Source organism: Fibrobacter sp. UWB11, from assembly GCF_900143015.1.
Classification (GTDB): Bacteria; Fibrobacterota; Fibrobacteria; order Fibrobacterales; family Fibrobacteraceae; genus Fibrobacter.
Genome location: NZ_FSRT01000001.1, coordinates 227,097 through 247,329 on the forward strand (window position 1 = coordinate 227,097; position 20,233 = coordinate 247,329).

The window sequence follows — 20,233 nt, forward strand, 5'->3', positions numbered from 1 at the left end:
ATCGCCAAACTCCTTTTGCACAATCGATAAATCAAGAAAGGATGTTTATATTTACAGAGTAATCGAAGGTTGCCGGATGAAATTGAAAATGAAAGTAATTTGGGGTTTGGTTTTATTTTCTGTAGTGTCTTTTGCCGAAGAGCCTACGGATGTTTTTGGATTTCAAAAATTTTTTGAAACAAAACCGGGTTCTGTTTCGTGGACATCGGAGCATTGGGCGAACGGGCATGCGCGTACTTTTGCAGACTGGTCGGATGACCCTGATGATCCGTTGCAGTGGTCGGATAGTCGTGGCGTCGATGGGGAAGGCTACAAAGTCGATGGCGAAGGCGTAATGCAGATGCTTGGTGTTGGGCCTCGCTTCCATATCAACGGACAACGCGAATGGGCTCCCCAAAAGCAGTTTTTCTTGAATACGGAATATACTGCTTATTTTATGCGAAATGAAATTGGTGGAAAAAATTATGGCGGTATGGTGGTCGGAGTCCGCAGTGGCGCTTTAGGGCATGGCTCTAGCGGTGGCAACAATTGCGATGCCAATACGTATTACGCAAGGTTCCGCAACGATGGCCGTTGGGATTTCGAAAAGGAATGGAAGCACCCGGCGAGCTATTACCGCAGTGGTTCGGGAATCGGCAAGCAAGACCCGCTTTGGGGTGGTGAACCCTTGCCATTGAACAAGTGGATTGGAATGAAGTACATTGTCTACAATAAGGATGAATCGACAGTCCGCTTGGAACTTTATATCGACTCTACAAGCAATGCGACCCCTCCTGGCAAATGGGAACTTGTGGGCTCTGCCGAAGATTCGGGCAAGGACTGGTCTGGTGCTGAAGCGGGAGCTGCTAAAATCGATGGCTGCAAGGATTATAATGGTCTTGAAAATGCTTTCGATGCAATCTTGAAGGGTGGGGGAGTCATCATCATGCGTACTGATGAGGATCATCCGTTTTACAAGTTCGTCTCGGTTCGCGAGATTGATCCCTCTTTGCCGATAAAGGCGGATTCTACGATTGCGATTCGGCCTGCGTCTCGCCACGCCGCAAAAAGCGTTCATGAGAAGTTGAACATCAAGTTCTTCGACCTCCTTGGCCGCCGTGCATCGAAACGCTAATTTTTTTGTTGTCTTTTCTAAAAAAATGCAATTACTAGTAATTAATAGCTAGTAACTAGTAATTCAAATGACTATATTTATCCCGTCTAAAAAATTTTCTCAAAGGACATTCAAAATGGCTAAAACAGAATCCAAGAAGAAAGTCGTCCTCGCTTACAGCGGTGGACTTGATACTTCCATCATCATTCCTTGGCTCAAGGAAACCTACGACGTCGAAGTGATTGCATTCGCAGCCGACCTCGGCCAGAATGACTTCCCGAACGCAAAGGCTCTCGAAGAAAAGGCTCTCAAGACCGGTGCTTCCAAGTGCTACGTTCTCGACCTCAAGAAGGAATTCCTTGAAGAATACGTTTGGCCGACCGTTCGCGCCGGTGCTAAGTACGAAGGTACTTACCTCCTCGGTACGTCTTTCGCTCGTCCGCTCATCGCTAAGTACCAGGTAAAGATCGCTGAAAAGGAAGGCGCTTACGCTGTTGCTCACGGTGCTACCGGTAAGGGTAACGACCAGGTTCGTTTCGAACTCACCTACGCTGCCTTGAACCCGAAGCTCGAAGTCATCGCTCCGTGGAAGGACCCGCGCTGGACATTCCACAGCCGCGAAGACGCTATCGACTACGCCGCTGCACACAAGATTCCGCTCAACGGCATCAGCAAGAAGAAGATTTACTCCGAAGACGGCAACCTCTGGCACCTCTCTCACGAAGGTGGCGTCTTGGAATTCCCGGAACAGGAACACAAGTACGAATTCCTCAAGCACACCAACACGTATGAAAAGGCTCCGAACAAGGCCGATCACGTGACGATTTCCTTCGAAAAGGGCAATCCGGTTGCTATCAACGGCAAGAAAATGGGCGCTGTTGAACTTCTCGAATTCTTGAACGAAATCGGTGGCAAGAACGCTTGCGGTCTTTTGGACATCGTTGAAAACCGCCTCGTCGGCCTCAAGAGCCGCGGTGTTTATGAAACTCCGGGTGGCACGCTCCTTTACAAGGCTCACGAATGCTTGCAACAGCTCGTGCTCGACAAGGAAACTTTGTTCGAAGCCCAGAAGATGTCTATGACCTATGCAAACCTTGTCTACAATGGCCAGTGGTTCACTCCGCTCCGCCAGGCTATGGACGCCTTCTTCAATGAAGTGAACAAGGTTGTTACTGGTGACGTTACCCTCAAGCTTTACAAGGGCAACATCATCCCGGCTGGCATCAAGAGCCCGTACAGCTTGTACGACATGGGCCTCGGTGGCTTCACGGACGTTGACATGTACGACCAGAAGGATGCTACTGGCTTCATCCGTTGCTATGGCCTCCCGCTCAAGACTCGCGCTCTCTTGCTCGGCAAGAAGACGAACGTCGACTTCGGTGGCGTTCCGAGCCTCAAGAAGTAATTAGTACTTCTAAAAGCATTCAAAAATCCCGACTCATCCGAGCCGGGATTTTTTTCATCAATTTGTTTTTCTTTAAAAAAATACGATAGAGCAACCAATATAAGAATCGTACACGGAACAACGAATAAAAGCTCATCTCTAGACATTGGCTTTTGGGGAATGTTGCCAATTCCATATTGATTGCAAAAAGTTATAATACCTACAATAAATGAAACAATAAATAACCGGCATAAAAAAGATTTCATATATCATTCCTAATCTCTTTATATATTCGACTTTTATTTAAAAATATTTTCGTAACAAATCACTCCAATTATGTAATATATAGTAACAAGAGTGAATGCACTGATAAAATGTTTTTTTGATCGAAAACCACATAGAATAAAATACCTAAAGAGATAGGCCACAAGTAAAAGAAACCATAAGAATATATACAGTAGAATACTATTGCTTGTCATTGGCAAACTCGGCTTGCTTTGAATGGCTTTCAGAAAATATAATTCTAAAATTTATAAATTTACATATAAAAAATATCCAATCATGACTAAATTGTTGTTTGTTTTTGTTTTGTTGTTCTTTTCCTCATGTGGATTGCTGTGGGGAACATTTCTGGGTATTGGATATATTCCTTTCTTTCAATTTTCTTCGAAAAACATGAAAACTACAATATGCAATATAGAGGGAAAAAGAATCTTCTTATTTGGTGAAGACACAAATGTTCCTTATTTTAGTTTTAAAGAAGAATATCGCGTTTATCATATTTTATCTGAAGACAGCACTAATAAAGAATATATTGCAACATATAAATTTCCTTTGACAACTGGGATTGGTGCTATAGTAGAAAATACAGATATCGCCATTGTCGAAACTCAAGAAGATATCACAATCTATTACAATCGCGAACCTGCAGGTGGATTTGTTATTGAACAAAATCCATTCTCAAAAAAATTAAGAGCAGAATTCCGCGATCGGTTATTTTATATAAAGAGTGTAGATGGAGCGTGCTATTATAAAAAATAGCACAAAGGAATAATATGTTTCATAAAAGAATTTTTCTACTCATGTTTTTTGTTTTTACCGCAACTTTTATTTTTGCGGCAAAACCAATGCCTTCTGAATCTGCATTTGTCAGAATAGAGTATGTAATTGATTCTTTTGACAATGAAGAAATTGATACGATTATGCCTCGCGCCACGTTAGAATCAATCCTTCAAGATGTTGACAGTGTGTATTTGGCCCCCTATGGGTCTTGTCTGTGCGATTGTGCTGGAGGAGACTTGTTCTTTTATCTTTTTGAAAAAGGTAAAAAGAAACTGAAATTTCACGCTAATAAAGGAATGCCTGAAATTTGTAATTATTTTACTGACAGCTTGGACCTAGTTTTTAAATTAAAGGACGCAAGCAAAATTAATGCGCTGGCAGATTCATTAATGAATAAATGGAAAACTCAACTTAAAAAGCGATGAAAAATAATTAGATTCAAAGAGGTGATTTGTCCAATGACTTATTTTATCCGTTGTTCCTTAATAACGGTACTCTTTAGTGGCGCTTTTTTTCTTGCTCATTCAGCTTCTTCTCAAAATGGAGTTTGTAAATGGGACGCACAGCTTAGTCAAGCAATGTTTAAATATGAAAAATACTTAAACGGACAATATGAAGCAGACGATGCAGACATTCTTCTTCCGTTAGGGTATCGAAAAATGAACTGCCTTCTTGATTCAATTATAAAAAAGGAAAAATATGACTTCAATCCATATACTTTGCTTTGGCTGACTGAAATTCCGGATTCTGTTTTTTATTTGTCTCCCGCTAGTGTGAAGTATTTGGTTGAAAATAAAAACAAACTTGTAAAAAATGCAGGTCGTTTGTTAGTCAATGAGAAAATGAAAAAGAATTACTCAATAGACAATAATGTTATAGAAAAAAACACAACGCTAAAGACTTTTGATTGGTATGTTTTTTTTAACCTTACCTAGAACCCGTACGCATAGCCGACTTGCCATATTACAGTCGGTTCATTGTGCTTCATAAAGCAGTGTACCGGAATGGCAATGTACGAAAATACTCCGTAGATGTTTGCACGAACTTCTGCCGAAATGTCGAGCGATTCTTTGTAGTTGTACGAACGTACGTATTTTACTTTGTTTGCTCTATTCAGTGCTTTGTGGTATCCGTTCGGGGCCTTTGCAAATGCGTATCCGCTGCCGAATCCAGCGTCAATTGAAAAAGGCAGTTCGCGGAAAAACTTCCATGCAAAACTTCCTCGGAAACCGACCCAGTATTCATCCGGTTGCAAATGGAGTCCGCCTCCCATTGCCCTGAAAAAGAAGTTGTTGTATCCAACGCCTGCGTTTAACATGATAGGTGTCGGTCTGCCGGCCGAAATGCCGGCCTCGAACTGCCAGGGCGAACCTTGCGTGCTTTGGGCGGCGAACGCAATTCCTGCGAAAAAAGTAAAAATGAGGGCGAGGACTAGGCTTCTAGGTAACATGTTTATAATAATAGTAATCGAAAATTGACATGAACCCTTTTTTTTCCTAAAAAAATGTTATCTTTAAAGCAAACAACAGGTCTATGGGAAAGAAGGACCATAAACAAGGAAGGAATATGAAAAAATCGTTATTCGCAATCGTGAGCGCTGCTCTCATTTCCGCATCGGCAGCTTTTGCAAATGGGGGTATGTTCGACAAGTGGCTTCCGGAAAACACGACCGCAGATGTGGTCGCTGCCATCAAGTTTACCCGTATGCAGTTCAGCAACTGGAAATTCGAAGACGGTACGTCCTCTTACACATGGCTCTTCACCTATGATGCTGACCTCAAGTCTCACTGGGCGGTCGCTGATTGGCGCAACAAGCTGAACCTTGCTCTTGGCTACACTTGGACGGACGGCCTTGGCAAGCGCAAGTCTTCAGATAAGATTTTCTACGAAACCATGGGTGACTTCAACGCTTCCGAAAAGATCAAGCCGTATGTCGGCGCTCGTTTCGAATCGCAGTTCACGAGAGGCTATGACTATAGCGAAGACGCTGATGGCAACGAAATCAAGACTACCGTTTCTCACTTCATGGCTCCGGGCTATGTGACGCAGATGGCCGGTGTGGGCTACTTCCCGAACGACAACTTCTCTACGCGTCTTGCTTTTGCAAACCGCATGACGATTACTGCCGATGGTTCCGATACTTATCTCTACTCTGACGATACGGATACGAGAAAGATTGAAAAGTTCAAAAACGAACCGGGTCTCGAAAGCATCACGGAATTCAAGTACGATTTTTCTGAAATCGTAACTTTCAAGAGCCGCTTGTGGGCTTTTATCAACTTCAAGGGTTTTGATGAAATCGATGGCAAGTGGGAAAACCTTCTCGCATTGTCGCTTTCTCCGCTCTTCGAATTCCAGGTCAGCTATGATATCGCTTACGACAAGGACTTGGACAAGGATTCTCAGCACAAGAACGTGATTCTCGTTGGCGTGACTTGGCGTTGGTTCTAATTTAGAATCAAATTCAAATTAATTATGAGAACCGCTTCGGCGGTTCTTTTTTCTATCTTTGCACGTGTAAAATTAAAGAGGTTTCTATGGCTATTACTGTTGTGGATTACAATGCGGGCAACTTGACTTCTGTGATGAATGCGCTCAAGTACATTGGTGTTGATGCCAAGGTGAGTCGCGATCCTGATGAAATCGCAAAGGCTACGCGTTTGATTTTCCCGGGTGTCGGTGCTGCCGCGTCTGCCATGGAAACGCTCACGAAGACTGGTATCGGCGAAGCTATTAAGGCTGTGGTGAAGGCTGGGAATCCGGTGCTTGGCATTTGCATCGGCTGTCAGATTATTCTTGAAGAAAGCGAAGAAGATGGTGGCGTAAAGACGCTTGGTCTTATTCCGGGTCGCGCCGTGCGTTTCAAGGATGAACCGGGTCTCAAGATTCCGCACATGGGCTGGAACCAGGTGAACTTCACTCGCGAACACCCGATTATGAAGGGTATCCGCAGCGGTTGCGATTTTTATTACGTGCATTCCTACTACCCGCAGGTGCCGGCTGAATACGCTTTTGCCGAAACGACTTACGGCACACAAACGTTCACCGGACTTATCGGTAAGGATAACTTAATTGCAAGCCAGTTCCATCAGGAAAAGAGCGGCGAGGTTGGACTTGCCATGCTCAAGAACTTCTGCGACTGGAACGTTTAAACAAATTCGCGGCAGTTCTGCAAGTTGCCGGTTTCGTTCTAAGTTGTTTCGAAAAAAATAGTATCATAAAAATACGATTTTTGTGAAATTTGCTAAAAATGGCGTTATTTTGCGTGTAAATGGCGCTAGAGTATCATGGCCTATTGTTTTTCGGAATGAATTAATATATATTTACGGCCATGAAGCCGGTTACGGAATACGAAGATTATCGCGTTTATATGCAGGATTATTATACTGAGCGAAAAAGAGTCTCGTCTTTTTCGTGGCGTGAATTTACTCGTGCTTCGGGCTTCACTTCTCCGACTTATCTAAAATTGGTGTGTGAATGTAAGACCCGCCTTTCGCCTCAAGGGGCCGAAAAGGTGGGGATGGCAATGGAACTGGCCGGTTTTGAACTTGAGTATTTCAAGTCGATGGTCACTTATTGCCATGCCAAGACCGATCAGGAACGCAAGAGCGCTTATGAAACAATGCTAGAGCTTGCTTCGAACAACAAAGTAAAAGTTGTCGATGGCGATGCGTTCAAGTATTTTGAATCGTGGGTGCATCCGGTTGTGCGTGAACTTGCGCCGGTGATGTCTGGGGCAACTCCTGGCGATATCGCCAAGCGCTGTTGTCAAGTTGTTTCTGCTGCCGAAATTCGTGAATCGCTTGATTTTATGGTCCGGATTGGGCTTTTGAAAAAGAATGGCGATAACTATGTGCAGGCGGACAAGCATTTGAAAGGTATGACTTCGGCCGTGTCTGTTGCTTTGCGCTATATGCACAGGGAAATGGCTCATTTCGCAGAAGAGGCAATTATCCGGTTTACGCCATCGGAACGAAACTTTACCGGGCTTACCATGGGAATTTCTGCAGAAGACTATAAAAAGATTTTGCAGGAACTCGATGTTTGCCGAAAGAAAGTCGCCCAAATTGCGCTGAACAGTCGTGGCACAGAAAGAGTTTATAGATTGAATTTACAGTTATTCCCATTGACGTGGAAAGAGGATAATTCCGATGTTAGGTAAAATTATTAATTTGTCTGCCTTTGCTCTTTTGCTAGGCGTCGTGGCGTGTGACAAAAAAACATCCGGAATTACCGAAGAAGGCAATTCTGTCACCGCGTATGACTTGTGGAACGGCGCCGATGGTGCTGGCGGTTTTAAGTATGCTAACGTAGCTGCTCGCTGGTATAGCGTTGACGATGAAAACGATGGCGGAACGTCGTCAATTGTATTCCCGACCATCGAGGGTAACAACCTTACGTCCGAAAATATGGAATCGCTGGTCTCGTATTGCGGCGGCCTCTGCGGAACGGTTGAACTGGGCGAATCGTCTGCCCCGAGTGCTGGCGTGGGTATCGCACTTACAGAAAATGATTCTGCTATCGATATTTCTGAATGGGATGGCCTTTGCGTATCTTATGAATCTGCTCTGCAAATGAAGGGCGTGCTCGGCTACAAGGATGGCGGTACGCTGTCTGCAAACGATATGCCGACTGTTGAATTTGACAAGACCGAGAATGGGGCTTATGCATCTCGTTGTGCAAAGTGGGCTGATTTCAAACAAAGTTCTTCGAACAATAATTCTGGTGTCGAAGCATCCAAGAAAGCAACGTCGCTTATTTTCAAGTTTGTCGGTAAAGCGAAGGAATCTGGGTTCTTCAATATCAAGGGAGTAAGCTCCTATAAGCATGGTGTTCAAAACTTGGATTCTATTGAATATGTAGAACCCATGAAAGTAGATACGAGTGCTTGCTTGTGGAACGGAACCTTAGATAATCCGGGTTCTATGGTGATGAACGATTTGGATGGAACTCGTGGCGGACTTTGGTATTCCTACAATGACCGTAACGATGGCGGTGCGTCTCTGTTGTATTGGTCTGCAGAAGCCCCGAATTACAAGAACGCATTTGAATGGTTGGCGGATGATGAACTCTTTAAAGGCGGGCTTTCGGCAAGTGTTTCTTTGGACAAAGGAAGCGCACCTCAAGCTTATGCCGGTATAGGTTTTAGAATGGCTGTTCGCGATTCTGCAAATGCTGATTATTCTGCTAAGGCTACTGATATTAGCGGCTGGGGTGGAATTTGTGTGTACTACATGGCCGAAAAAGATATGCGCATGGTGCTTGCCTCTGATTCTCTTGAAAAAGATTATACTCTGGCGGCTTCTACGACTCCTGTTGAAAAATGCATCACTTGGGATGAAATGTCTACTGCAGGTTTAGAAAAATCCGCTAGCGATATTAAGTTCGAAGTTCGTTCGAGTGAAAATGTATTTAATCAAATCCGGTTCAATATCATTGCTGTTGGAAAGTACAAAGAAGGCGGTGCGTGCATTGCCGATGAATCTAAAGTAAATCCCTTCTAGTAAGTTGTTGACTTCTTATTGTCTATAATTTATATTAAGCGGTAAAGTGTAGGAGGATACTTTCGTGTTCAGAAGGTTATTGAAGATTGCGGTGTTGCCCGCCGTATTGGGCATTTGTGCTTGTTCCGATGACAAAACAAGCGGAGTCTCTGTAGAAGATAACGTCATTACTGCAGGTGATGTTTATTCTTCTAGCGAAATGCTTTCTAGTTCAAGCATAGAAAGTTCTAGCCATGGTGTGCAATCGTCTTCGGACCAAGAAGTTGTCGAAGTTTGTAAAAACGACCTCTGGGATGGTGCTGCTGGAATTACCAAGGTAAAAACGGAAAGTGAAATTACCGGGTACTGGTACACTTGGGGGGATGATGGGGGCGCATCAAGGATTGTGTTCCCTGTTGAAATGGGGAATAGCTATTCGGATGATGCTTTAGATGCCGTTGTTGAACATTGCGGAGGCTTTTGCGGAACGATTAAGTTTGATTATTCCGATTCTTCGCCTGCAGTCGGTATTGGATTTTTAGTTGCGGAAGAAGGCAAAAGTACCGATATTTCGTCATGGGGTGGTATTTGCGTGACATACTCATCCGATGTGAGTTTCTGGCTTGGCATTGCATCGGAATATAGTGATGCGTCGAATGTTTTTTCGATGGTGGGAATTCGGTTCCCTAGTGTAGTGTCGGGTGATACTTCTTTGTGTGCCCGCTGGGAAAACTTCTCTCGTAATTCGCCTGCTGTAGCTCCTGAAGATCGACGTGGTGACGTGGATGCGAAAAAGGCTAAAGCAATTCTCTTTAGATTTTTAGGTGATGGTTCAGAATCAAGAAATTTCAATATCAAGGCCGTGGGCACATACGACGGAGATTTGCCACAGGTGGGCCTGCGGTCAGAAGATGTGCAAAACGGAGAAAATGAAGCGAATGAAGATTCGGCGACTTGCGTGTGGAAGGGCTCGGCACATTGGGAGTATGAATCTCAAAACGGCGCTGGAACTTGGTTTGTTTATGCTGATGACAATGCATCGAAGTTGTATTTTCCGATTGATAATGGGGTTAATTATTCTTTCTGGAAATATGATCCAACACTGGATTACTGTGGTGGCTTCTGCGGAACGATGGTGTTGGACCGTCAAGATGGCGGTGAATCGTTCGTAGGTATTGGCTTAGCCATTGCTGGGTATAATATGACTTCGGATGTCTGTGATAGTGATGTGTGTTTTTTTGATGGTATTAAAACGAAAGACATTGAAGATTGGGGCGGAATTTGTATAACGTATCAGTCGCAAAAAGATGCCTATTTAAAGTTGGGTATTGGCTCGGCCGATGAAGATTTGGAGTCTATGGATTTTCCAAATTTGCATCTCCCCAAATCGACGACAATAATCGAAAAATGTTATAAGTGGGATGAGTTTGACAAGTTGACTTCTGACCAATTAAAGAGTGTATCTGTGATTGCGTTTGAGGCTCGTAGCCAAACTCCACCGGAAAACGTAGAGTTCGGTGTGTATGCTGTTGGGAAATATTCTGCTCAGGGTGCATGTCGCCTAAAACCATACAATTAAGAAATTTGCTCCATTCATACTACGAATGGGGCTTCTTTTTTGCTTTGATTGTATCATGAAAATACATTGTATTTTTAAGATTTTAAATAAAAACTGCTTAAATTGCTAAAAATTGAATAAAAAGTATCATGAAATATTGCGGTTTTTAAAATAGAAGTGTATATTTGTTATTATGAAGCCGATTACGGAGTATCAGGATTATCGCTGCTACATGCAGGACTATTACGATGAACGGAAGCGTGTATCATCGTTTTCCTGGCGTGAATTTGCGCGTGCGGCCGGCTTTACATCGCCGACTTACCTGAAACTTGTCTGTGAAGGCAAAACGCGCCTTTCGTCTGTTGGGGCGGAAAAAGTCGGTGCCGCGATGCACTTGGCAGGTTACGAACTTGACTATTTCAAGTTGATGGTGGAATGTTGCCATGCCAAAACGGATGCGGACCGCAAAGTCATTTTTGAATCAATGCTGAAGATTGCGAAAGACAATGCTGTGAAAGTTGTCGATGGCGATGCGTATAAGTATTTTGAAACTTGGATACATCCGGTGGTAAGAGAGCTTGCTCCGGTGATGCCAGGAGCGACTCCGGGTGAAATTGCGAGGCGTTGTTGTTTGGAGGCCTCAGCGGGGGAGGTCCGCGAGTCGCTCGATTTTATGGTAGATGCAGGCCTGTTAAAGAAAAACGGGGATGCCTATGAGCAGGTTGGTAGGCATCTGACTGGTTCTCCTAAAATTATGTCCGTGGCGATGCGTTCTTTGCATCACGAAATGATTCATTTTGCGGATGAGGCTCTTGAAAAATTTTCTGCGACGGAACGTAATTATTCTGGACTTACCATGGGAATTTCGGACGAGGATTACGAGAAAATTGTGCAAGAGATTAATGCTTGCCGCAAGCGTATTGCTCAAATTGCTTTGAACGGCCGTGGCGTCGGTCGTGTCTACAGGTTGAATTTACAGTTGTTCCCGCTGACGTGGGAGGAGGGAAAAAATCATGCTTAAGAAACTTCTTAACATATCGGCGTGCATTTCTGCATGCTCGTTTGTGTTTGGCATTGTGGCGTGTTCGGATGACAATACAGCGGGAGTCACGGAAGATGGCAATCCGATTGCCTATGGTGAAAGTAGCTCGTCTGTTTATGGCGAAAGCAGTTCGTCTGTTGTGGGCAGCTCCTCTGCTATTGAAAGCTCTTCTGCCGTCCAGTCCTCTAGCAGTGTAGAGGCTGTTCCGAAGTTTGACTTGTGGAATGGTAAAACGGACAACAAGATCAATACGTATAACGAAAATACGGGGTATTGGTTCAGCTTTAGCGATGATTATTATTCTCGTATAACTTGGCCTGTGGAAATGGGTAATGAATATACTGCAGATTTCTTGGATCCTGTTTTTGAATATTGTGAAGGCGTGTGTGGTACAGTTGAGTTGCATGGCTCGGAGACGATGCCTTGGGCGGGTATTGGCTTTACGCTTGCCGAAGAAAATTCAACGGTGGATATCTCTGCATGGGGCGGCATCTGTGTAACGTATGTCTCTGAATATCCGGTGAGTGTCTATCTCAATGTGAATGTTGGTGGTTTAGATACGATTGACGTTGTGTCTCCGTTTGTGGCCTATCCGGGCATTACGCTCCCGAAATCGGTGACGGATGCACCAACGCTTGTGAATATGCTTGGTTCTGATGCTGCTATTACGCGTTGTGCCAAATGGAGCGACTTTATGGTGTCTAGCTGGGCGGTACACAATAGTTCGAAATTGAGCAAGATCTATTCTGGCGAAGAGGCTGTCAAAGAAATCAGGGCGATTAACTTTGTATTTATTGGTAACTCCGATGGCAAGGGTGAATTCAATATCGTTGGTATCAGTACTTACGATGAAAATCTTCCGCAGTGGAATCACAATGGCGGCACGAATGCACAGGATGTAGGCCTGGTTACTACAAATGATGATTCCTTGACTTGCCTGTGGAAAGGCTTGGATGGATCTGGAATAGTAAATACGGGTTATAATGACCGGGATGAATTTGTCGGAATGTTGTATGAATTCGATGCTTCTCCCGAGGGGGCGTATTCTAAAATAGAATTCCCCGCGTATAGGGAAATGGAGTATGAACCCTATATGTATGAGCCGATTATCGTTGAATGTAAAGGCTTTTGTGGAACGATGGAGTTTACTTTAGAAAAAGCGGATTATGCCGCGTCTGCTGTAGCCTTCAATATTGCTGAAGATACATTGACATCTTGTGAAGGCAATACTTGCTATGGAGAAGCTAAATTTGCCGATATCAAGGATTGGGGCGGCATTTGCATCACGTATTATTCCGAAAAGGATGCTTACTTAAATGTTGTTGTAAAAGGCGTTCCGTATGAAGAATCTCCGAAAGCATTTCTCCCTGCTACGGGGGCACTTGTAGAAAAATGCTTTACCTGGAATGACCTTGCCCCGAATGATCCTAATATGGGGTCTGCGGTAAGTACGGTTCAGTTTATTGTGAAGAGTTATGAAAACGGCGACAGAAACCAGTTTAATATAGCGGGGATCGGAAAGTATTCTGCTAATGGGGCTTGCTCTATTCCAAAAACCGCTTATGCGCCGATAAGTTCTTCGAGCCGAACCCCGCGCAGTTCCAGCAGTAGCAAGGTGTATAAAGATGAGTGCTCTTTCAAGAATCTTAGCCCAGTTTGGTATGGTCCGGATGGTTATTTGGGTGTAAAAACTGGGTATTCGACAGCGACAAGCGAAGGCGGCCATTGGTATGCATTCAAGGATAATGACGAAGTCAATATGACTTTTCCTGTACAAGTAAATGGCGAGTTGGGTCAGGATTCGTTGCAACCTGTTCTAAACTACTGTCAAGGACTTTGTGTAACGCATAAAGGCGCAGGGAATGCTGGCTTCGGATTTAACATTGCTGATAAAGATGGAAATGGCAAGTTGCTGGCGAAAAGTCTCAAATATTGGGGCGGCATGTGTGTTGTTTATGCATCGGAATATGATTTGCATATTGCTATAAATGATGCAGAGCAAAATGATTTTGCAAACGTATCTAAATTGCCGGGCGTGACGTTGCCACAGACTGATGGTTATGCCAAGATTGAATGTAAATCCTGGAATGAATTTGTTGACAGCGAAACAAGGGCACCTATCGATCCTTCCAAGATATCGTCAATTTTATTCTATGATTATGCCAAGAATAATGCCAGTAGTTCGTTCAATATCTTGGAAATTGCCCCGTATCAAGAACTGGATGGTACATCCTATTTAAAATGCCAGGAACCTGCCTACTTGAAATAATATATATTACTGGTTACAGATAAAATGAAGGATTGTTGTATGTTTAGGAGAATTCTTGGAGGCGTGATTTCTGCCTTGTTGCTTGGCGTTATCGCCTGTTCAGATGACAATCCTTCGGTTCCATTTGTTGAACCTATCGCAGGTGAAAACAGCTCCTCTGCAGGAACGCTTTCTAGTGATGACCGCGTAATAGGATCATCCTCGAGTGACGGCGGCGTAATAGAATCTTCTTCAAACGGAGCGTTGTCTTCAAGTGGTGCGGTAAAGGCCCGCCGCTATAATTTGTGGGACCCAGCTGTAGACTACAAGGTCAATACAGGAGACGATAGCACAGGCTTTTGGCGAACCTTTGGCGATGACTTGTTTGGCCAACAGGGTAAATCGAAGGTTGTTTTCCCTGTCGAACTTGAAAATTCATCGATTCCTTTGGCTTCTGTTTTTAAACATTGCGATGGTCTATGCGGATCGGTTGAATTCGATACTTCAATGTTTAAACCTTGGGCGGGTTTTGAAATCCAACTTGCCAGGGACGGCGCTACGGCGGATGTCTCGTCTTGGGATGGTATCTGTGTCACTTACGAATCTGATTATTGGATGTACGTCTATTTGAAGGTTAATATTGATGGAATTGATTCCAATAGCGAAATATTGCCGTTCGAAGCATATCCTGTGGGCATTCTAAATATAACGGCGAACGGAGGTTCTTTTGATCCAACACTTCGTGATTTGTATTGGATTAACGAGCCTAAAACTGTATGTGCAAAATGGAGCAATTTCGATATAACACATTGGAAATATTCCCAATATTCAATCAATCGCCAGGTATATACGGGAGAAGAGGCTGCAAAGGAAATCGTGTCGATCATGTTTAAGATTGATAGCCGTGGTGATGTTGATAAGAGAACTTTCAATATTAGGGGAATCAGTACTTATAAACCGGACGAATCTTCGTATGATTGGGGGTTTCATAATGATGGCGTCAATGTAGAATTTCCTTATGATGATTCCTTGACTTGCATGTGGAAAGGGGTTGACGGAACCCATGTGAAAACAGGCTATAATGATCGTAGCAGATACGCGGGATGGTTGGAACAATTTGATGAGTCTCCTGGTGACGCTTATGCTCATATTGAATATCCGGTGGAACTGTCGGGGGAGTTTGAATATGAAGTGTATGGAGGTCTTATTGAGACATGTCTCGGTTTTTGTGGAACGATGGATTTTACCCTGAAAGGGGCCGAATACGCTATTGGCGGAGTCTCGTTTAATATTGCGGGCTTTAATGATGGCGATTACGTTTTTGAAGATATCCAAGACTGGGGCGGTGTTTGCGTCACTTACTATTCCGAAAAGGATGCTTACCTGAACTTTGTTGTAAAAGATGTTCCTTACGAGAACTCTCCTAAGGTCGCTTTGCCAAAGTCCAAAGGTCTTGTCGAAAAATGCTTTACCTGGAATGAAATTGCGCCGAATGATCCTGATATGGGGCGTGCGGTGGGTGCAATCCAGTTTGCTATAAAGGGTACTGTAGATTATGAAAAATGCAGATTTAATTTGGCGGGTATAGGGAAGTATTCCGTTAATGGCGCGTGCTCTTTTGAAACTCCAGCCATTTCTGGAAACTAGAATTTATAATTAAAAAATAAAGGAGTGCGTTATGTTTAGGAGAATTTCTGGTATTGCGGCAAGTGCCTTGTTGCTAGGCTTTGTCGCCTGTTCAGATGACAATCCATCGGGTGGCTTTGATGTTCCCGCTTACGGCGATAGCAGTTCGTCAGTGGAACCTGCTCCCCAAAGTAGTGACGATGTTGGCGGGAGTGCTGCGAATGTCGCATCGAGCAGTAGTCAAAATGTTGCAGAGTCATCAAGTAGCGTGATTGCGAATTCTTCAAGTAGCGCAAAAACGCCGAAGAATACGGCTGCTTGTTTGTGGAATGCTAGCAAAGGTGACTATTTGGTGAATACGGGATTTGATCCTGATAGTACACGTGGTGCTGGACTTTGGTATAATATTAGCGATGATCCTGATGGCGGTGTTACTGAGGTTTATAGCCCGGATGTGTGCGGTTTTGAAGCTCCCGAGTATGAATGTGCGGAAGCGCTTGTAGAATATTGTGGTAGTTATTGCGCTGAATATCGTTTTAGAAAAGGAACCTCTGCTGAAATTTTTGGGGGAATGGGATTCAATGTTGCGGGCGTTGAAGATCCCCATGCCTCGCACGCCCTAAGGTATGGTGACATCAGCGATTGGGGGGGCATCTGTGTGACGTACGCTGCGGATAGGGATGTGCTCTTGAGGCTTTATACAGACGATACCTTTTATCAGGCTGAATTTGGCAAATCAACTGAATTTGTAGAAAAATGCGTTACATGGGATGCTTTGAATGCGGCCGAGGCTTCAAAACATGTGTCTAGCATTCGTTTCATTATGCCGGGTACCGATGGAACAAAGGGACACCTCTCTATTGCCGCTGTCGGTAAATACGATGCGAATGGAGCTTGCGATGTCGATGGCTATGCCTATGTTTTGCCAAAGAGTAGTGTTGACGAAGGGATTATTGTATTGCGCAGTTCAAGTTCTAAACAAAGTAGTTCTGAACAAAGTTCTTCTAGCGGTATCACTGGGCCTTGTACGACTCCTGAGAGTGTCAGTGATTTATGGTATGGTCCGAGAAACGCCCGTAATGGTAACGACTTTGTAAATACTGGGCTCGATAACGGTTCTGAAACATCCGGATATTGGTTCAGTTTCAGTGATGAAAAGGGCGATGCATTTGTCTCGTGGCCCGTAATGCAATATGAATATGAAAATGTAATGAATTTGCTTATAGAAGTATGTGAGGGTATTTGCGGGACGTTCAAGTATAGAAGTGAGGGCGTTGTGGGTATCGGTTTTAATGTTGCCGGGGAAGCTTTGTCTGGAAAAAATGGAGCCCCGGACATAGCCGATGTTTCTGCTTGGGGCGGTTTGTGTGTGACTTATACCTCGGAATCGGACATGGATGTGGTAATGTCTAACGATACGGCATTTACCTATATCGAGAAAATTGCGTTATTGCCTAAGGTTACGTTGCCCAAGAGTGTTGAGGTCAAGACAGTGTGCTCGAAGTGGAGTGATTTTGTCTCCTATGCAGAAACCCCTAGTGACCCGACTCATGTCGCGTCGATTTTATTTGTAGTCTACGGAAATGCGGGCTCTGAGAGCAAGTTCAATGTGATTGGCATTGGTAAGTATGCCGATGTGCAAAACATCTGCAAATAGGGTGCAGAACCGTTTGTTGCCGGTACAAAATAGCCCGCGATCTTTGAATCGCGAGCTTATCCTTTCAACTTGTCATCCCGGCCTTGTGCCGGGATCTAGAATGTAAAAGATGGCGGATCAAGTCCGCTATGACGTTGTCAAACGACAGTTGTGATGTTGTCATGCCCGACTTGATCTCTTTGACTACTTGCAGCTATGCTGCTTAGTAGTCATGATCCGCGTATGGGGAGGGCATCTCCTTTTTACGGCAGTTCGCCGCCAATCAATTCCATCTGCATCTTGTAGATTTCCTTGCAGGCATTTTCGCCGAGGTCGAGGAGCTTGTTGAGCATGGCGCGGTCAAAGCTGGCGTGTTCGCCCGTGCCCTGCACTTCAATGAAATTCTTGGCATCTTGCATGACGACGTTCATATCGACGTCAGCGGCAGAATCTTCGACATAGCAAAGGTCGCAAAGCGGATTGCCGTTCACAACGCCTACAGAAATAGCGGTGATGCCGTGTTTTAAAATCTGCTGCGTGATGCCAAGGCGTTCCTTGATTTTCTTGACTGCAATGGCAAGGGCCACGAAGCCGCCGATAATGCTTGCGGTACGTGTACCACCGTCGGCTTCGATCACGTCGCAGTCGACCACGATAGCGTTCTCGCCGAGGGCTGCAAGGTCGGCTGCGCCGCGCAGCGAGCGGCCTACCAAGCGCTGGATTTCTTGCGTACGGCCGCTCGCGCCCTTGCGCTCGCGTTCCACGCGCTTGCCCGTACTTTGCGGAAGCAAGCTGTATTCAGCCGTAATCCAGCCCGTGCCGCGACCGGCGAGCCAGTCCGGAACTTTCGGGAGGAGCGTTGCATTGCAGATGACGCGGGTGCGTCCCATTTCGATAAGGACGGAACCGTCGGCGCTAGAGATAAAGCCCGTGGTCATCTTGAGATTGCGATATTCTTCAGGTTTTCTATCAGTACGTTCGTATGCCATATAATCTCCTTGCGTTGTCACCCCGACCTCGTCATTCTGATCTTGTCATCCTGGAGCCGAAGGCGATAGGATCAATTAATTTTTGTAATCACGTTTTTCGCATGTGGTGACCCCGGCACAGCGGCCGGGGTGACAATTGTGCTTAATAACTTAATTTCTCCGTTGTTCCTTCGCGGAAACTTCCGAGACGGTAGATAAAGTCTGTGTATTGCTGTAGTTCCTTGAGCGCTTCGACGACGTTCGGGTCCTTCGGGTTCCCTTCGAACGAAAGGTGGAAAATGTATTCCCACGGACGGTCTGGATGCGGGCGGCTCTCGATGCGTGTGAGGTTCAACTTGCGCTTGGCAAAGCATCCGAGCGCTTCGTACAAAGCACCTGATTTGCTAGAATCGCTCAACATGAACAAAAGCGTTGTTTTGATGGGAGGCTTGCTTGCATCGTTTGCCGAAAAATCCGGCAATTCAATCGCTGTCTTTTGGATTGCGTAAAAGCGCGTGAAGTTCACGCCCGGCAAATTTTCGAGTCCTTGCTTTAGAATGTCAAGACCGTAGAACTTGGCGGCATATGCGCTTGCGATTGCACCGATGTGCTTGTCGCCGCGCTTTGCGATTTCTTCGGCGCTGCCTGCGGTATCATAGAATGCCGTGCTCTTGATGTTCGGATGCTGTCCGAAAAAGCGGCTGCATTGGGCGAGACCCTGCGGGTGGCTCAACACTTCGGTAAGGTCTTCGAGCTTTGTGCCCGGCAATGCGCAAAGCGTATGTTCAATCTGCAACTTGACTTCGGCGACAATCGGATGGCGCCACTTGTAAAGCAAGTCGTAGTTGTCGTAAATAGAACCTGCTGTCGAGTTTTCTATAGGGATGGCGCCTCCATCAACGACGCCTGTTTCAATGCCCTGGAAAATTTGTTCGAACGTGTCCATCGGCACGACTTCGATATCGTTTCCGAACAGGTGGTAGGCGGCACTTTCACTATAGGCCCCGCGACGGCCCTGGAATGCAATTTTCTTCATGATATGAAATATAAAAAGTAGGAAGTTAGAAGTAGGAAGTAGGAGGAAAAAAGAATATGGAATTTAGTAGTTGGTCATTAGTCAATAGTCATTGGTTGTTGGTTAATTGTTTCTAGTTATTGTAATCGCGCCATCGGCGCCTCATTTAAAACTAATGACTAAGAGCCATTGACTAAAAACTAACTCCTACTTAAATCGTCTTGCGCCTTTGTATTTGGACGACCAATAGTTATCGTCCATGGATGTAATCACCACACCCTTACTTGTACTGGCGTGGATAAAACGGTTCCCTTTTAGGTAAATACCGACGTGACTGATTTTCCAGAAGTTTCCGAAAAATACAAGGTCACCTTCTTGCAATTTTTTGCGCTTGATGGAGTAGCCGCGACCATCGTCATAAATGTGTTGAGCGCTGTGGTCGAGCGATATCCCGTAAAAACCTTTGTAGACTTGCATCACGTAGCCGGAGCAGTCTGTCTTCTTTTTGCTTGCCGCACCGTAAACGTATTTTGCGCCAAGCCATTCCTTTGCGTACTTTTCAAGATTTGTGGGCTTGGCGGCTGGCTTTGTCTGTTTCTTCGTTGCCTTATCTGTCTTTTTTGCGCTTGCTTTGTCTGTAGTTTTTTCGGTTTGTTTTTCTACCGTTTTTGTGGTGGCGTTAACGGCAACTTTTGTAGTATCGCTATTTCGAACTTGTGTGCTGTCTTGCTTTTGCTTTTTGGTGACAGTTCCTTTGTTTGCGCTGGAATCGCTCAAGGCCAAACTGTCTGTTTGCGGGGTTAAGTTTTTACCCGTAGAATCAAGCGTACTCGCGACAACGGAATCAGATGCATTCGCTTGATTGTTCCCGGTGTTTTTAGAGGCTGCCGCAAGAATTTCTTCTTGCACCAATTCTTCCTGCGAGTCTATTGTAGTGGTGTCAGCTTCTACGACTTCTTTTTTGGGGACTCTGTAGCGCTTGTAAGAACCGCTTTTTCGATCGTATCCGGGACGTACAGGAAAAGCGCAGTTTGATAGAACCAAACTGCACGCAATTGCAATTCCCATGATGAGGCGATTTCTAAAAGCCATCAAGTAAAATTTACATAATTACGGCT

18 protein-coding genes are annotated in these 20,233 nt (G+C 44.8%); 14 read left to right on the plus strand and 4 right to left on the minus strand.

Translation table 11 applies throughout. The features are described from left to right. Positions 1-88: 88 nt before the first annotated feature. From BUQ91_RS01100 to BUQ91_RS01120, 5 genes are all read left to right on the plus strand, one after another. Positions 89-1,114 carry a hypothetical protein gene (locus BUQ91_RS01100; protein WP_139299666.1) on the plus strand — a complete coding sequence of 342 codons (1,026 nt, stop codon included), beginning with the start codon at positions 89-91 and terminating at the stop codon, positions 1,112-1,114. 115 nt (positions 1,115-1,229) lie between these two features. Further along, positions 1,230-2,498 carry an argininosuccinate synthase gene (locus BUQ91_RS01105; RefSeq protein WP_072827569.1) on the plus strand — a complete coding sequence of 423 codons (1,269 nt, stop codon included), beginning with the start codon at positions 1,230-1,232 and terminating at the stop codon, positions 2,496-2,498. Positions 2,499-3,038: 540 nt separating this feature from the next. Continuing rightward, positions 3,039-3,518: a hypothetical protein gene (locus BUQ91_RS01110; protein WP_139255872.1), complete on the plus strand. Its 480-nt coding sequence runs from the start codon at positions 3,039-3,041 to the stop codon at positions 3,516-3,518. A gap of 14 nt (positions 3,519-3,532) precedes the next feature. Then, complete coding sequence (locus BUQ91_RS01115; RefSeq protein ID WP_072827568.1) at positions 3,533-3,964, plus strand: hypothetical protein; 432 nt, start codon at positions 3,533-3,535, stop codon at positions 3,962-3,964. A 33-nt stretch (positions 3,965-3,997) separates the two neighbouring features. Further along, positions 3,998-4,474 carry a hypothetical protein gene (locus BUQ91_RS01120; RefSeq protein ID WP_139255871.1) on the plus strand — a complete coding sequence of 159 codons (477 nt, stop codon included), beginning with the start codon at positions 3,998-4,000 and terminating at the stop codon, positions 4,472-4,474. Here BUQ91_RS01120 and BUQ91_RS01125 read toward each other — a convergent pair. Beyond that, positions 4,471-4,989: a hypothetical protein gene (locus BUQ91_RS01125; protein ID WP_072827566.1), complete on the minus strand. Its 519-nt coding sequence runs from the start codon at positions 4,987-4,989 to the stop codon at positions 4,471-4,473. The two genes, BUQ91_RS01120 and BUQ91_RS01125, sit on opposite strands and share 4 nt — an antisense overlap. Positions 4,990-5,105: 116 nt before the next feature. Here BUQ91_RS01125 and BUQ91_RS01130 point away from each other — a divergent pair, with 116 nt between their 5' ends. The 9 genes from BUQ91_RS01130 (at position 5,106) to BUQ91_RS01170 (ending at position 17,153) form a co-directional block, all read left to right on the plus strand. Continuing rightward, complete coding sequence (locus BUQ91_RS01130; protein ID WP_074207840.1) at positions 5,106-5,990, plus strand: DUF3078 domain-containing protein; 885 nt, start codon at positions 5,106-5,108, stop codon at positions 5,988-5,990. 86 nt (positions 5,991-6,076) lie between these two features. After that, positions 6,077-6,691 (plus strand): imidazole glycerol phosphate synthase subunit HisH, encoded by a 615-nt coding sequence (gene hisH, locus BUQ91_RS01135; RefSeq protein WP_072827564.1) that lies wholly within the window; start codon positions 6,077-6,079, stop codon positions 6,689-6,691. 179 nt (positions 6,692-6,870) lie between these two features. Then, the gene (locus BUQ91_RS01140) at positions 6,871-7,701 is read left to right on the plus strand and encodes a TIGR02147 family protein (RefSeq protein ID WP_072827563.1); all 831 of its coding nucleotides are present in this window, start codon (positions 6,871-6,873) and stop codon (positions 7,699-7,701) included. Further along, entirely contained in the window at positions 7,691-9,043 is a 1,353-nt protein-coding gene (locus BUQ91_RS01145; protein ID WP_074207841.1) for a hypothetical protein, read from the plus strand. The genes BUQ91_RS01140 and BUQ91_RS01145 overlap by 11 nt, the downstream gene beginning before the upstream one ends. Positions 9,044-9,107: 64 nt before the next feature. Further along, on the plus strand, positions 9,108-10,601 hold the full coding sequence (locus BUQ91_RS01150) for a hypothetical protein (RefSeq protein ID WP_139299667.1): 1,494 nt from the start codon (positions 9,108-9,110) through the stop codon (positions 10,599-10,601). Positions 10,602-10,773: 172 nt separating this feature from the next. After that, a complete protein-coding gene (locus BUQ91_RS01155; protein ID WP_074207843.1) occupies positions 10,774-11,601 on the plus strand; it encodes a TIGR02147 family protein in 828 nt (275 codons plus the stop codon). Further along, a complete protein-coding gene (locus BUQ91_RS01160) occupies positions 11,594-13,891 on the plus strand; it encodes a hypothetical protein (protein ID WP_074207844.1) in 2,298 nt (765 codons plus the stop codon). Before BUQ91_RS01155 ends, BUQ91_RS01160 begins: the two co-directional genes overlap by 8 nt. A 39-nt stretch (positions 13,892-13,930) precedes the next feature. Next, positions 13,931-15,517 (plus strand): hypothetical protein, encoded by a 1,587-nt coding sequence (locus tag BUQ91_RS01165; protein ID WP_074207845.1) that lies wholly within the window; start codon positions 13,931-13,933, stop codon positions 15,515-15,517. Positions 15,518-15,548: 31 nt separating this feature from the next. Further along, positions 15,549-17,153, plus strand: a complete 1,605-nt coding sequence (locus BUQ91_RS01170) for a hypothetical protein (protein WP_074207846.1) — start codon at positions 15,549-15,551, stop codon at positions 17,151-17,153. Positions 17,154-17,395: 242 nt separating this feature from the next. On the opposite strand, the gene rph is transcribed toward BUQ91_RS01170, so the two are convergent. From rph to BUQ91_RS01185, 3 genes are all read right to left on the minus strand, one after another. Next, on the minus strand, positions 17,396-18,121 hold the full coding sequence (rph, locus tag BUQ91_RS01175) for a ribonuclease PH (protein WP_074207847.1): 726 nt from the start codon (positions 18,119-18,121) through the stop codon (positions 17,396-17,398). Between the two features lie 142 nt (positions 18,122-18,263). Then, on the minus strand, positions 18,264-19,136 hold the full coding sequence (locus BUQ91_RS01180) for a prephenate dehydratase (RefSeq protein ID WP_072827555.1): 873 nt from the start codon (positions 19,134-19,136) through the stop codon (positions 18,264-18,266). Between the two features lie 186 nt (positions 19,137-19,322). Beyond that, complete coding sequence (locus tag BUQ91_RS01185) at positions 19,323-20,207, minus strand: C40 family peptidase (protein WP_074207848.1); 885 nt, start codon at positions 20,205-20,207, stop codon at positions 19,323-19,325. Positions 20,208-20,233: the final 26 nt, after the last annotated feature.

Bases quoted from the DNA above. Each gene is read 5' to 3' on its own strand.
- BUQ91_RS01160 (WP_074207844.1), top strand. From the start codon at position 11,594: ATGCTTAAGAAACTTCTTAACATATCGGCGTGCATTTCTGCATGCTCG.
- BUQ91_RS01130 (WP_074207840.1), top strand. From the start codon at position 5,106: ATGAAAAAATCGTTATTCGCAATCGTGAGCGCTGCTCTCATTTCCGCA.
- BUQ91_RS01185 (WP_074207848.1), bottom strand. From the start codon at position 20,207: ATGGCTTTTAGAAATCGCCTCATCATGGGAATTGCAATTGCGTGCAGT.
- BUQ91_RS01165 (WP_074207845.1), top strand. From the start codon at position 13,931: ATGTTTAGGAGAATTCTTGGAGGCGTGATTTCTGCCTTGTTGCTTGGC.
- BUQ91_RS01170 (WP_074207846.1), top strand. From the start codon at position 15,549: ATGTTTAGGAGAATTTCTGGTATTGCGGCAAGTGCCTTGTTGCTAGGC.
- BUQ91_RS01110 (WP_139255872.1), top strand. From the start codon at position 3,039: ATGACTAAATTGTTGTTTGTTTTTGTTTTGTTGTTCTTTTCCTCATGT.
- BUQ91_RS01155 (WP_074207843.1), top strand. From the start codon at position 10,774: ATGAAGCCGATTACGGAGTATCAGGATTATCGCTGCTACATGCAGGAC.
- hisH (WP_072827564.1), top strand. From the start codon at position 6,077: ATGGCTATTACTGTTGTGGATTACAATGCGGGCAACTTGACTTCTGTG.
- rph (WP_074207847.1), bottom strand. From the start codon at position 18,121: ATGGCATACGAACGTACTGATAGAAAACCTGAAGAATATCGCAATCTC.
- BUQ91_RS01120 (WP_139255871.1), top strand. From the start codon at position 3,998: ATGACTTATTTTATCCGTTGTTCCTTAATAACGGTACTCTTTAGTGGC.
- BUQ91_RS01115 (WP_072827568.1), top strand. From the start codon at position 3,533: ATGTTTCATAAAAGAATTTTTCTACTCATGTTTTTTGTTTTTACCGCA.
- BUQ91_RS01100 (WP_139299666.1), top strand. From the start codon at position 89: ATGAAAGTAATTTGGGGTTTGGTTTTATTTTCTGTAGTGTCTTTTGCC.
- BUQ91_RS01125 (WP_072827566.1), bottom strand. From the start codon at position 4,989: ATGTTACCTAGAAGCCTAGTCCTCGCCCTCATTTTTACTTTTTTCGCA.
- BUQ91_RS01105 (WP_072827569.1), top strand. From the start codon at position 1,230: ATGGCTAAAACAGAATCCAAGAAGAAAGTCGTCCTCGCTTACAGCGGT.
- BUQ91_RS01140 (WP_072827563.1), top strand. From the start codon at position 6,871: ATGAAGCCGGTTACGGAATACGAAGATTATCGCGTTTATATGCAGGAT.
- BUQ91_RS01145 (WP_074207841.1), top strand. From the start codon at position 7,691: ATGTTAGGTAAAATTATTAATTTGTCTGCCTTTGCTCTTTTGCTAGGC.
- BUQ91_RS01180 (WP_072827555.1), bottom strand. From the start codon at position 19,136: ATGAAGAAAATTGCATTCCAGGGCCGTCGCGGGGCCTATAGTGAAAGT.